Annotated in this window: 9 protein-coding genes and 1 pseudogene; 8 read left to right on the forward strand and 2 right to left on the reverse strand. The window is 67.6% G+C overall.

Annotated elements, in window-relative coordinates; genetic code table 11:
- Position 1 precedes the first annotated feature (1 nt).
- The 8 genes and pseudogenes from ABZV40_RS06490 (at position 2) to ABZV40_RS06525 (ending at position 11,458) form a co-directional block, all read left to right on the forward strand.
- Positions 2–1,912 carry a hypothetical protein gene (locus ABZV40_RS06490; protein WP_355436782.1) on the forward strand — a complete coding sequence of 637 codons (1,911 nt, stop codon included), beginning with the start codon at positions 2–4 and terminating at the stop codon, positions 1,910–1,912.
- Positions 1,909–3,144, forward strand: a complete 1,236-nt coding sequence (locus tag ABZV40_RS06495; protein WP_355436785.1) for a PrgI family protein — start codon at positions 1,909–1,911, stop codon at positions 3,142–3,144. The genes ABZV40_RS06490 and ABZV40_RS06495 overlap by 4 nt, the downstream gene beginning before the upstream one ends.
- Positions 3,141–5,045, forward strand: a complete 1,905-nt coding sequence (locus tag ABZV40_RS06500; RefSeq protein WP_355436788.1) for a DUF87 domain-containing protein — start codon at positions 3,141–3,143, stop codon at positions 5,043–5,045. Before ABZV40_RS06495 ends, ABZV40_RS06500 begins: the two co-directional genes overlap by 4 nt.
- A gap of 56 nt (positions 5,046–5,101) precedes the next feature.
- Positions 5,102–5,947 carry a hypothetical protein gene (locus tag ABZV40_RS06505; protein ID WP_355436791.1) on the forward strand — a complete coding sequence of 282 codons (846 nt, stop codon included), beginning with the start codon at positions 5,102–5,104 and terminating at the stop codon, positions 5,945–5,947.
- Between the two features lie 49 nt (positions 5,948–5,996).
- Positions 5,997–8,540, forward strand: a complete 2,544-nt coding sequence (locus ABZV40_RS06510; RefSeq protein ID WP_355436795.1) for a DUF87 domain-containing protein — start codon at positions 5,997–5,999, stop codon at positions 8,538–8,540.
- A gap of 129 nt (positions 8,541–8,669) precedes the next feature.
- A complete protein-coding gene (locus ABZV40_RS06515) occupies positions 8,670–9,713 on the forward strand; it encodes a replication-relaxation family protein (protein WP_355436798.1) in 1,044 nt (347 codons plus the stop codon).
- 4 nt (positions 9,714–9,717) lie between these two features.
- Positions 9,718–10,002: pseudogene (locus ABZV40_RS06520) on the forward strand (hydrolase Nlp/P60); the annotation flags it as partial.
- A 517-nt stretch (positions 10,003–10,519) separates the two neighbouring features.
- Positions 10,520–11,458 carry a M23 family metallopeptidase gene (locus ABZV40_RS06525; protein ID WP_355436800.1) on the forward strand — a complete coding sequence of 313 codons (939 nt, stop codon included), beginning with the start codon at positions 10,520–10,522 and terminating at the stop codon, positions 11,456–11,458.
- Positions 11,459–11,651: 193 nt separating this feature from the next.
- Here ABZV40_RS06525 and ABZV40_RS06530 read toward each other — a convergent pair whose 3' ends face one another.
- A complete protein-coding gene (locus ABZV40_RS06530) occupies positions 11,652–12,158 on the reverse strand; it encodes a hypothetical protein (RefSeq protein ID WP_355436802.1) in 507 nt (168 codons plus the stop codon).
- A gap of 9 nt (positions 12,159–12,167) precedes the next feature.
- On the reverse strand, positions 12,168–13,394 hold the full coding sequence (locus tag ABZV40_RS06535) for a NucA/NucB deoxyribonuclease domain-containing protein (protein ID WP_355436805.1): 1,227 nt from the start codon (positions 13,392–13,394) through the stop codon (positions 12,168–12,170).
- Between the last annotated feature and the right edge of the window lie 256 nt (positions 13,395–13,650).

The following is a 13,650-nucleotide window of genomic DNA, read 5'->3' on the forward strand; positions in this document are numbered from 1 at the left end:
CATGGCGGTCAGCGTCCTGCCCACGGTTCACCCGTACCGCGGTGGTGGCGGTCCGGTTGCCTCCACCGCGGACGACCGGGCGTTGCTGTCCCCGGTTCTCGCCACCACGACCGGTCGGCGGTCTGGTGGTCGGCCACGCCGTGTGGGCTGGCTGCTGGTGCTCGGCATCGTCGTCGTACTGGTGGGCATCCTCGGTGCGACTGCCGTTGCGCAACCCAGCGCGCCAGCTCCCGTCTCCCCCTGTTCCGGGCCTGAACCGCGGCCGATTCCGTGCGCCCCGGCACCGCCCTCCACCACGTCAGCGGCACCAGCGACGTCACTTCCGACTACTCCGCCGCCGAGCATCAGTGCGCCGCGGCCCGGCACCGGTGGCTCGGAATGCGGCATCACGGATCTGACCGCCTGTGTCAGTGAAGGGTTCGGCTCCTTCATCAACCTGTTGGTTGGCGAGTCGCTGAACTGGTTGCTCCGGATGCTCGGCAGCACCCTCCTCTCCACGCCAACGCTGGACCAGCTGCCGCGCGTTGGTGAGATCTGGGAGCAGTCTCGGCTGTTGGTCGTCGCGGTGTACTCGCTGCTGGTGCTGTTCGCCGGGATCCTGGTGATGAGCCACCAGAGCGTGCAGACCCGCTACTCAATCCGCGAGATCGCACCCCGCCTCGTGGTCGGATTCCTCGCCGCGAACCTCAGCCTGTTGTTCGGTGACCAGGCCATCCGGCTCGCCAACGCGGCGTCGCTGGCCGTCCTCGGTGACGGCCTGGATCCGCAGTCCGCCGGCCAGGCGATCTCCGAGTTGTTCGTGGCGTTGGTGAGCAGGTCGATGCTCGACGGCGGTCTGTCCGCCGGATTGTTGTCACTCGCGCTGACCATTCTGTTGATCGGGTTACTGATTGGCTATGTCGTGCGGGTCGCGCTCACCGTCATCTGGCTGGGCGGTGCGCCACTGGCGCTGATGTGTCACGGCCTGCCGCAGACCGAGGGCGTGGCGCAGTGGTACTGGCGCGTCGGAGGGGGTGTGCTCGGCATCCAGGTCGGGCAGAGCCTGGCGCTGATCTGTGCGCTGAAAGTGTTCCTGCAGCCAGGTGGTTTCAGCTTCTTCGGTACGCCAACGCCGGACGGGATCGTCAACCTCATCGTTCTGATCGCGTTGGTGTGGATTCTGGTGAAGATCCCGACGTGGGTGCTGCACCAGGTCCGGATCGGCGGTGGCCGTCGCTCGTTTCTCGGCAGCCTGGCCTACGCCTTCGCCTTCGGCAAAGCCATGGCTCTGGTATCCGGAGGCCGTCTCGGCTTCGCGGGTGCTCGGGCAGCACATGCGCCCGGTGGAGCACGCCGCACACCGCCCGGCGCGGGCGAACCACCGTGGCCCGCACAGCCACGTTTGGCTCCTACACCGGAGATGGTCAGCAGGCGGCTCAAAGAGGCGTACGACGCGGAACGCACTCGTGCCGCGCGTCGGCCACGAGTGCCCTCCCAGGCACCCCGGTTCCTCCAGCCCCAGCCACAACAGACCATCCACGATCCCGCCGTCGTGCCCGCGACCCTCGGACCGGCTCAGCCCGAGTTCAGCTCCGCGTCGGCACCCGACACGCCGATGACTCGGCCTCGACGTGGACCACGTCCCGGCACCTCGCCCCAGTTCCAAGCCGCCGGAGGTCCTCGTCGACGCGGCACCCCACCACCGGCCCGTGCGATCCGCACCGCCTCGGTGCCTCCGCAGTTGCAGTTCCAGCCCGCCAGGCCACCAGTGCCGCAGCCGACGCCGCCGACGCCGAAGTCAGCTCCTGCGGCACCGGTGTTCCGGCAGGCGCAGCCCGAGCCGCGCATCGGTGACGCCTACCGGCGCACCCACTCTGTTCCGCCGCCGGTGTTCCGCGCACCGAAACCCGCTTCAGGAGGTGAAGGGAAATGAGTCAGCCAGTAAGGATTCCCGCCGACGTCGATCGCGAGGACCGGGTGATCGGTCCGCTGACCGCTCGGCAGCTGCTCATCCTCGCCGTCGCAGGAATCGTGTTGTACGGGTCGTACACGCTCACTCGCGAGTTCGTACCGCTGGTGGCGTTCCTCGTCGTCGCCATCCCGATCGGGGTGATCGCCGCGTTCCTCGCGCTCGGTCAGCGCGACGGCATTCCCCTTGACCAGTTGGTGCTGGCGGCACTGCGGCAGCGGATGAGCCCGCAGCATCGGGTGGCCGCGCCGGAAGGCATCCGGCCCGTCCCCGAGTGGCTGGAAAGCCAAGTCGCTAACACCAGTGGCGACGGCCGCGCCAAGCGCAAGGACAGCGCGGGCAGCACGGATGCCGCGGCATCGACGGTCTCGCCGGCGGCGTTACGGCTGCCTGCCGAGGCGGTCTCCGACACCGGTGTCATCGATCTCGGGAAGGACGGCGTCGCGGTGGTCGCGGTCTGTTCCACGATCAACTTCGGGCTGCGCACCCCGGCCGAGCAGGAGTCCCTCGTCACCTCCTTCGGCAGGTATCTGCACAGCTTGACGGCGCCGGTGCAGGTGTTGGTGCGGGCGGAACGGCTGGACCTGTCCGGGCAGATCGCCGAGCTTCGCGAACAAGCCGGTGGTCTGCCGCACCCGGCGCTGGAACGAGCGGCGCGCGAGCATGCCGAGTATCTCGACCAGCTCGGCCGCGCCACCGATCTGCTGCGCCGCCAGGTGCTGCTGGTCCTGCGCGAACCGCTGCTGGCCACGGGGCCGGTCGACGGACTGGGCGGCGCCTCGCCGCTGGCCGCGCTGACCGTGAAACGCCGGACCGCCAAGCAGGCCAGCCTTGTCGACGACGCCATCCGGCGGGCCGCCGAAGCGCGGCTGGTGCGCCGGCTCGGTGAGGCGGTCGAGCTGCTGTCCCCGTCGGGGATCGTGGTGACCCCGCTGGACGCCGGACAGGCCACCGCGGTGCTCGCCGCGGCCTGCAACCCCGACAGCGTGATCCCGCCGAACTCCGGTCTCGCAGGCTCCGACGAGGTCATCACCACCGCCCCAGACGAAAGCTGGGACGCGGGCGCGTTCGGCCGCGCCGCGTTCTCCGCCGACGACGGGTTCGGCGAGGCCGAGGACGCCTGGGACGACGGCTTCGACGACACCGCCGAGGACCCCGACGACTACGCCAACTCCGCGAGGAGGTACCGCCGATGAAGACCAAGGCCAAGCGCCGCGGTCGAAAGACCCAGGCCGTGCAGCCGCCGCTCGGGCGGGCCAGCGCGTTCACCCCCGACGCCATCTCAGTGCGTCCCCGCGCGCTGGAAGTCGGCGGCGAATGGGTCGCCTCCTTCGCCGTCGTCGGCTACCCGCGCGAGGTCCACCCCGGTTGGTTGCAGCCGCTGCTGACCTACCCCGGACGGGTCGACGTCTCGCTGCACATCGAGCCGATCGACCCCGTCACCGCGGCCAACCGGCTCAAGAAACAGCTGGCGAAGCTCGAAAGCGGTCGCCGGCATACCAGCGAGAAAGGACGGCTGATCGACCCGCACGTCGAGGCCGCCACCGAGGACGCCTACGACCTGTCCGCACGGGTCGCTCGCGGTGAGGGCAAGCTCTACCGGCTCGGGCTGTATCTGACCGTGCACGCCCCCACCGAGGAAGCCCTCGGTGACGAGGTCTCGGCCATCCGGTCGCTGGCGGCGTCGCTGCTGCTGGACTGCAAACCGACCACCTACCGCAGCCTGCAGGGCTGGATCACCAGCCTGCCCATGGGCCTCGATCTGGTAGGCATGCGCCGAACCTTCGACACCTCGGCGCTGTCCGCGGCGTTCCCGTTCACCTCACCCGACCTGCCACCGCCGGACCCGACCTCGGTCGGCGCGCCGAGCGGCGTGCTCTACGGCTTCAACGTCGGCAGCCAGGGCCTTGTGCACCACGACCGGTTCGCCCTGGACAACCACAACAGCGTCATCCTCGGCCGCTCCGGCGCGGGCAAGAGCTACCTGGTGAAGCTGGAGTTGCTGCGGTCGCTGTACCGCGGGATCGAGATCCACGTGATCGACCCCGAGGACGAGTACGCCCGGCTGGCCGCCGCGGTCGGCGGGACGTATGTGCACCTCGGCGCCGAGCAGGTTCGCCTCAACCCGATGGACCTGCCGATCCACACTCGCCCGGATGGGCGCCGCACCGCGCCGCGCGACGCGCTGATCCGCCGGTCACTGTTCCTCCACACCGTGATCTCCGTGCTGTTGGGCGGCGAGCTCGAAGCGGCCGAACGGGCGGCGCTCGACCGGGCGATCACCTCCACCTACCAGCGCGCAGGGATCACCTCCGATCCGCGGACCTGGACCCGCCCGGCGCCACTGCTGGCTGACCTCGCCGAGGTCCTCGCCGACACCGGAGATCACGCCGGGGTCGAGCTCGCGGCCCGGCTGCACCCGTACGTCACCGGCGCGTTCTCCGGGCTGTTCTCCGGTCCGACCTCGACCCGCCCGGAGGGACACCTGGTGGTGTTCTCGCTGCGCGATCTCGCCGACGAGCTCAAGCCGATCGGCACGCTCCTGACGCTCGACGCGGTCTGGCGCCAGGTCTCCAACCCGGCCATCCGCAAGCCGAGGCTGGTCGTGGTCGACGAGGCATGGCTGCTGATGAAGGAGCCCGCCGGTGCCGAATTCCTGTTCCGCATGGCCAAGGCGAGCCGCAAACGGTGGGCGGGCCTCACGGTTGCCACCCAGGACACCGCGGACGTGCTGGGTTCCGACCTCGGCAAAGCCGTCGTGGCCAACGCAGCAACGCAGATCCTGCTACGGCAAGCCTCCCAGGCGATCGACGAGATCACCCGCACCTTCGACCTGTCCATGGGTGAGCGCCAGTTCCTGCTCTCCGCCGACCGCGGCCAGGGACTCCTGTCGACCGGAACGCAGCGCGTGGCGTTCCAGTCCATCGCCTCGCCAGTCGAGCACGAACTGGTCACGACTTCCCCGGAGTTCCTCGCAACTCTTCAGGATTCCGAAACGAACTCAGGCTTCGTCGAACTCGGCGCAGACGACACCGCAGGAATCCCGGACTCGTTCGACGACGGCGACGCGTCACACATCGAACTCGACGCCGCCTAACCACCCTAATCGCAAGAACTAATCCGTTCACACCGAATCACTCCCAGGGGATACCCATGTCTACGTCACTGCCCATTTCCGCCACAGTCAGCCGACCCGCTCGGCTCCTGACGCAAAACAGCGAGATGCGCCAGATCGGCGTGTGGAACTGGTCGCTGCCCGCCTGGGCCGGCCGCTTGGCCGACGGCCGCACCTACAACACCTGTCCCAGCGCCGGAATCTGCGCCCAAGCGTGCTATGCCCGGCACGGCACCTACACCTGGCCGGTCGTCCGCGCCAAGCACCAGGCGAACCTGGCGTACGTCCTCGACGACCTGCCCGGCTGGAAGTCAGCGATGCTCGCGGAACTCGGCGCACTCAAGTTCCACGGCAGCTGGATCCGGATCCACGACTCCGGCGACTTCTTCTCCGACGCATACCTGCAAGCATGGCTGGATATCTGCCGGGCACGCCCCGACACGAACTTCTATGCCTACACCAAAGAGGTGTCCCGATTCCGGACATTCGTCGAGCCTGACCCGCCGCCGAATTTTCTGTGGGTCTACTCCTACGGCGGGGCACAGGATGCCGCACTGAATCCCGCCGTCGATCGGGTCGCGGATGTGTTTCCCGACGAGGCCGCCATCACCGAGGCGGGCTGGGCCTCGCAGGAAGCCAGCGACCTGCTCGCGGTCCTGGGCCCGCGGCTGGTCGGGGTACCGGCCAACCGCATTCCCGCCTACCTCAAGCGGCTGGCCGGACGCCGGTTCTCCGAGTGGCAAGCCGAGGTCGACGCCGAACGCGCCGCCCGCCGAGGCCGCCGGCACCTGCGGCTCGTCGTCGACAACACCCACCCCGACCACAGCCAACCGCCCACGGTCGAGCCCCGCCATGTGTGGAGCGACCAGCCACGAGCGGCCTGACCACAGCTCGCACCCGTCCTATCGACCGCTTTTGCATGGGAGGTACCCGATGTCCTGGCCAATCACCACCACACCGCTGTCCACCGCTCCGTCCCCGCACGTCGAGCGAACCGCGGAGGTCCTCGCCTCACCGATCAGCGACTACCTGCGTGACCCGCTCGGCGCATTCCACAACGTCCTGGCGCACCTGCGCGACCTCGCCCTCACGTGGGGCCCGATCGTCGGGCCGGTGCTCGCGGTCGCCGTCACCGCCGCAGCCATCGCGCGGCGCCGGTGGCGCAGCCGCTACCACCAGCGCCTGATGACCAACGCCCGCCTGATCACCGTCCTCGCGCCACCCACGGTCGACCCCTCCGGCGCGATCACCATGTGGTCCAACCTCGTCGGCCTGCTGCGGCCCGGCTGGCTGCGCCACTTCGGCGGGCAGCCACACCTGGCCTTCGAGCTGACCTTCACCGACGACGGCGTGCAGATCCGCCTATGGGTACCCGGCCTGGTGCCACCCGGCATGGTCGAACGCGCCGTCGAGGCCGCCTGGCCTGGCGCGCACACCCGCACCACCCCCGCCAAGCCCCCGATCCCGACCAAGGCAACAGCGGGCCGGCGCGTCGAAGCGGTCGGCGGCGAGCTGCGCCTGGCGCGCTCGGAGGCCCTGCCGATCCGCACCGACCACCCAGCAGACCCGATCCGGGCGATGCTCGGCGCACCGGTCGGCCTCGGTCCCCACGAGCGCGCCTGCGTGCAGATCCTCGCCCGCCCCGTCGCCGGCCACCGCGTGACCAAGGCGCGCCGCGCCGCACGGCGAGTGCACGCGGGCGGCTCGGTCCACCTGGTTGGCCGGCTGCTCGACGCCATCACACCGGGCAAGACCCCGAAGCCGTCAACCAGTACGCGAACACCAGGCCTGGATCGGCAAACCAGCCTGGAGTACGCCGCCCAGGACCGCGCGGTCGTGGAGAAGCTGCGAGCGAACCAGTTCGAGACCCGCATCCGCTACACCGTGGCCACCACGGTCCCCGAGGACGCCACCTCGGGCGAGGTCCAGGCGGTGCGGGAGGTGCTGCGGGGCCGCGGGCACGCGATCGCCTCGGCGTTCGCCGCCTACTCCGAGCACAACTACTACCGCCGGGTCCGGCTGCGCCGCGATCCGGTCGCCGTGCTGGCCGAACGCCGACTCGGCAAGGGCGACCTGCTCTCAATCCCCGAGCTGGCCGCGATCGCGCACCTGCCGATCGACGAATCCACCCCTGGCCTGCAGCGGGCCGGCGCGAAAGCCGTGCCGCCCCCGCCAGGCATCGCCACGACCGGCGAGCAGATCAAACCGCTCGGGCTGTCGGACTCCGGGCACTCCCGCCCGGTCGGCCTGCACGTCGCCGACGCCCGCCACCACCTGCACATCCTCGGCGCCACCGGCTCCGGCAAGTCCGAGCTGATGGCCCGGATGATCCTGGCCGACACCGAGGCTGGCCGCGGCGTCGTCGTGGTCGACCCCAAGGGAGACCTCGTCTCCGACATCCTCATGCGCCTGCCCGAGGAGCTCGGCGAGAAAGTGGTGCTCTTCGACGCAGACTCCCGAGCCCGACCGCCAGTGCTCAACCCTCTGGAAGGTGCTGACAAGGCCCGCGCGGTCGACAACCTCGTGAGCATCTTCTCCCGGATCTACGCCTCCTCCTGGGGGCCGCGCACTGACGACATCCTCCGCGCAGGGCTGCTCACGCTGACCGCGATGCCCGGCACGCCGACCCTGGTCGACCTGCCCAAGCTGCTCACCGTGCCGGCGTTCCGGCAACGAGCCTGCGACCAGATCGACGACGAGGTCCTCAAGGGCTTCTGGTCCTGGTACGACGACCTGTCCGAAGCCAGCCGGGCGCAAGTAATCGCGCCGCTGATGAACAAGGTCCGTGGATTCCTCTTGCGTCCCTTCGTCCGCGCCGCCATCGCCGGTGGCCAGTCCACAGTGGACATGGACGAGGTGCTCAACACCGGTGGCATCTGCCTGGTGCGCATCGCTCGCGACGCACTGGGGATGGAAACCGCGCGGCTGGTCGGCTCCATCGTCGTGGCTCGCACTTGGCAGGCGGCCACTCGCCGCGCCCGCATTCCTCAGCGCCAGCGCCGCGATTGCGGCTTGTACATCGACGAGTGCCACAACTTCTTGAACTTGGCCTATCCATTGGAAGACATGCTCGCCGAGGCTCGTGGTTATCGGCTCTCGATGGCGTTGGCGCACCAGTACCTCGGGCAGCTCCCGAAGGAGCTCGAAGAGGGCATCAGCACCAACGCCCGGTCGAAGATCTTTTTCAACGCCAGCCCCGAGGACGCCAAACGCCTGGCACGGCACACCATGCCACGGCTTTCTGATCACGACCTGTCCAACCTTGGCGTCTACCACGTCGCCGCCCGGCTCGTCCTGGGCGGCGAGGAAGCGCCACCCTTCACTGCGGTGACCGAGAAGCTTCCGCCCGCGATTCCCGGACGCGCCAAGGCAATCCGCAAAGCGGCCAGGTTCAACACACGCCCACCCGTCGCCGATGCTGACACCGCAACACGCCGCGCGGATCAGCCCACTGTGGACCCGCGCCGCGCCGCCTGACCGACGTTATCTCGTTCTCCCGCAACGCATGCGGACTCACCCATTGCGCACACGTCCGCTCCGGTGATCCCCGCATGCGTTGCCCTTCACCTTCCCCCATTCCGGCCAACGCCTGGGAGGTGCCTACCCATGATCTCGAATCCCACGCCTCAAAGGGCATTGCGCGGGCACATGCCCCAGCGCCCCACACCGCGGGCGGCCACCACCGGGGAGCACCACACCCAGCTCGCCGGGCGGCTCACCCTTCGGGACCGGTGGCTGGCCCGGATGCTGCACGAGCACAAGGTCTTCACCACCCAGCAGATCGTCGAGCTCTGCTACCCGACCATGCGCGCGGCCAACCACCGCCTGCTCGACCTGTTCAAGTGGCGCGTCGTCGACCGCTTTCAGCCGTTCGTCAGCTCCGGCACTGCGCCGATGCACTACGTGCTCGATATCGCCGGCTCCGTGGCGCTCGCCTACGAGGACGGTCTCGACCCGAAACAACTCGGCTATCGCCACGAAGACGCCATCGGCATCGCCCACTCCCTGCGCCTCGCGCACACCGTAGGCGTCAACGGCTTCTTCACCAGCCTCGTCGCACTGAGCCGGAAGCCCAGTGCCCGCGGCCGACTGACCGCGTGGTGGTCCGAGCTACGCTGCGGCCGGCTCTTCGGCGACATGGTCCGCCCCGACGCCTACGGCCGCTGGCGCGAAGACGGCCACCAGATCGAGTTCTTCCTCGAATTCGACTTCGGCACCGAGGACCTCGGCAAGCTCGGCCGCAAGCTGCACAGCTACGAAAAGCTCGCCACCGCAACAGGAATCACCACACCCGTCCTGATGTGGCTGCCCACCAGCCGCCGCGAAACCACAGCACGTCGAGCACTCGCCGACGCCCTGTCCCAGTTGGACCGCCCAGCGCTCGTACCTGTGGCCACCAGCGCTGCGGACGTCACGGGCGTGGACGGCGAGAACAACCCCGCCGTCGCGCGGTGGCTGCCGATCTCCGGTCCAGCATCGCAACGGCCCGGCCGACTGCGCCTCGTCGAGCTCGCGCAGCTGTGGCCCCACGCCGACCCACTCACCGCGACGCCATCCTCGACCTCCGCCCAGGCCCAGCAGACGCCTGCGGAACTGGCCGCGCCGGACCCGCTTCCACCACCGCTTCCCACCAGCCGCTTCCGGAGGTGACCCCATGAAGATCGCCGTTGCCGCTGTCGCGGCCATCATCGCCGTCCCCGTCCTCATCGGCGGTGTCGGCCAAGCCGTCGTCAAGGCCCTCTTCGGCAGCAGCACCCAACCCAGCCAGGCAGCACTCGCCGACATCCCCGCTGACTATCTCAGCCTCTACCGGCAAGCCACGAGCGTGTGCCCCGGCCTGGACTGGTCGATCCTCGCCGCCATAGGCAAGGTCGAAACCAACCACGGCCGGTCACCGCTGCCGGGGGTCTCCAGCGGAGAAAACTACGCCGGTGCCGGTGTTATCTCAGGGTCGGTTTCGCTGTGAGGCACGTAAGGATTCTTGGCGACACGCCACGTTCCGGTGACGTATCAGCTGGGTGTGAGGCACGTCGGCCTAGCGTGCCCGGTTCATGGCGGTGTACCGCGCTGAACGTGCCGAGTCCCCGGGGCAGTGTCCTGGGTGGTCGTCGATGGCGACTACGAGTTACACCTCGAACTGACCGCGGCACGCACCAGCCTGCGCCGCATGATCCGCGCCGAGAACCGGGCAGCGACCGACCCCTCGTGAGCACATAGCCGCGCTGGCACAACCGAAGCCGCACGAGTCGGCCGGCTTCTCTGCCAACGCTCGTGGCGCGCTCGAACATCGTCAGAACCAACGGCTGTGTCGTTGGCGATCACTTTGCAGGCCCACGTGGCGCGCATCAGAAGACCGCCACTCACCCGCCGCACTACATCTATCGCGCCCTGCGCCCCGCTCTGCTCACGCCGGTGAGCAATCCCTCGCTGTCGTCCACAGAAGAGGTCGATCACGCATGTCCACCATGAAGATCACCGCCATCGCCGCAGGCGCGCTTCTTCTGCCTGTCGTGCTCATCGCCGCCGTGGTCGGCGGCATCGCCGCGCTGTTCAACGACAACAACCGCGTGAACTGCGCCGCGACCGGCACCACAGCAACCGGTGTTACCGGGTACGACCCCGACCAGATGGCCAACGCCGGCACGATCGTCGCAGTCGGCAAGCAAATGAACGTCCCCACCCGAGGCTGGGTGATCGCCATCGCCACCGCACTGCAGGAATCCGGGCTGCGCAACCTCGACCACGGCGACCGCGACAGCCTCGGACTCTTCCAGCAACGCCCCTCCCAAGGCTGGGGCACACCCGCGCAGATCATGAACCCCACCTACAGCGCCACCCAGTTCTATCAACACCTGCTCACGGTGCCAGGATGGCAGACGATGAGCCTGACGGTCGCCGCGCAAGCCGTCCAACGCTCCGGCTTCCCCGAGGCCTACGCCCGGCACGAGCCCGCCGCACAGACCCTCGTCGCCGCCGTCCACGGCGCCACTTGCACCACCGGCACCGGAACATGGACCGTTCCCGCACCAGGCCGTTGCAGCTCCGGCTTCGGGCCACGAGACGGAGGCTTCCACCACGGCCAAGACATCGCCGCACCCACCGGCACCACCATCGTCGCAGCCGCCAACGGCCTGGTGATCGACGCCGGACCCGCCAGCGGCTACGGCCTCTGGATCCGCATCCAACACCCCGACGCAACCATCACCACCTACGGACACAACAACCGCAACCTCGTCCACACAGGACAAACAGTCCACGCTGGCCAACCCGTCGCCGAAATCGGCAACCGAGGCCAATCCACTGGTCCCCACCTGCACTTCCAAATAGAAGTCCGCAGCCAAGCCATCGATCCCATTACCTTCTACCACCAGCACGGCGTCGAGCTCTGCGGCTGAACTGGTCCCCCAGCTCCGCATCCGCCTGTGCTTCGGTGGTCGTGCTGACTCTTCTCGACGAACTCACCGTTAGCGCAGCATAGCTTGCGGAGGTGTCTCACGCTCGTCTCTCGGACAAAAACGCCGCGGGCCTGGACACTGCTGAACCAGGCCCCCGCAGACGTCACTCCAGCAAACCAGTTGTCAAGAATGGTCATTTAGCGCGCTTGGACGCACCGTATCCGTCGGTGTGCTTATATGCGTTCTCTGGTTGCTCCTCCGCGGTGGGCCATACCTGAATCAGATAATCTTCCACCGGCTGCGGTGGAGACAGGTCCACGGCGGTGTCTCGCCCGCGAGCGTGAATTCTCAGCCGGTACCACCCCTCCCCGTCCGGAGTGAGTACCGGAAGATTGTCGGGTGCGTCAGCGTGCATACCGGTAACAACGATGCGACCCTCAGTGGACTCAATGCTGACTTCAACAACTTCATCCCAGTCCGCAGTATTTAGCAGGGGTGCATCGTCAAACACTTCGACACGAACATTGACTCCGCCGGTATGGATGCCTGTAAAGACCAAAGCAATGCCAGGCTGAGCAACAATGAGCCCATTGGTGTCATCGTAGGGCAGTGTCGGACCAGGCACTGCGGTGTCTGCGAGCCAGAAGGTGTGGTACGAAACCGGTACCACACCCTCCTCAGCCTCGATAGGAGCGGTCATGCGTTCAGTCTAGGGCACAATCCCAACGTAGAACGCGTCCCAGTCGAGCAGGCGCATGTTGCGGTAGAAGGTATTCATGGCGTTGCCGCCGTTGCTGTTCTGGGCCTCGTCGATCATTCTCCAGCTGTAGTTGTTGACACCGGTGGCCGCTCCTTCCCAGGTTGATGCCATGGGGTACTCGTCGCAGGACTTCCCGGGAGGGCGCGGGAGGCTATCCGGGCAGGCCACATCACGGTTGCGCTGCTGGAGCGTGGGATCGATCAATCGGTGCAGGGGGCTACCGCCGAAGGGCGAGCCGGGGATGCCCGTGGCCTGCGCGTCGCGGATGTGTGCCGCGAGCTCCGGGTACGGGGTCGTGAGCGAGTAGGTCATGACCGGCGCGATGCCGTACACGATGCAGCCCGCAACGGTGTTGTTGCCAGGTAGTTTGTGGTCACATCGCACGTCAGGGGTCGGCACGTCGTGTGGGGTTGAGGGAGTAGCGCCCGGCTTGGTGAAGTAGTAGGTCAACGTGGTGCTCGCTCGCCCCTCGGAGCCTCGCGTCGTGGCGGTGCTGGTGAAGAAAGCCTCACCGCCAGGAAACGCGCCGGGTACCACCGGCTGACTCGGGAAGTCCGCACCACCGTTGATGCACGCACCGGTACAGGAGCTCGCCCCGCTGACCTGGATGCCAGCGATGTCGCCCCACGGGTTGTACATGCCGATTTCTGTCTGGGACGCCCACGTGGACATGTCGGCGGAAGTGTAGGAATAGTTGTAGCCGTTGTAGTCGAACCCGCCGATAGGGGTGACAACGCCGTTGACGGTTCTGGTGACGGTGACAGTCCAGGCGTCGATCATGCACATCTGAGTGCGAGTTGCCCACCAGTCATCGAAGGCGTGGTCGTAACACCAGTCCGGCAGCGGCTGGATCGTTTGCTGCGAGACTTCCGCTTTTGTCGGCCGCGCACCAGACTGAAGAGGAGTTACGCATATGACCGTCTCACTACCATGCGCCTGGCTCAGCGGGTCGCATTTGCCGGCGGCACGCATTGAGGATCCGCCGATCCGTTGGGGCGACTGATCAGTGGACCGAGCCGCAGCTTCCAGGGCCGCTCTCGCATTTGCATCGGGCTTCACGGCCACTCTGTCCGGCATATCACTGGCTCGCGGTCCGGCCTGCGCAATACCCGGCGTGCCCAGAGCGGACAGTATCGCCGCAGCAAGAGCCGCCGCGCGTAAGTACCTTTTGCTCATTCCAGTCTCCACATTCAGGCAGGCGATGCAACAACAAAAACATCGCCTTCATCGGTCAACAAGACCCGACAGGAAGTCGGGCAGGATACAGGTCCCGATTCACCTGGGAGAGATCACAGATCAGGGCGCGTGATAGCCAAGCATCCAGACGGTTTCAGTGGAAATTCTGACACTCCACTTCACGCCACCTGGCAGCTCAACACGCATATCCCATGAGTCACGCGTGAGCAGCGAAGTGCCCACTGAATCCCCCTCT

The sequence above is a fragment of the Lentzea sp. NPDC004782 genome (genome assembly GCF_040609115.1).
GTDB lineage: Bacteria > Actinomycetota > Actinomycetes > Mycobacteriales > Pseudonocardiaceae > Lentzea.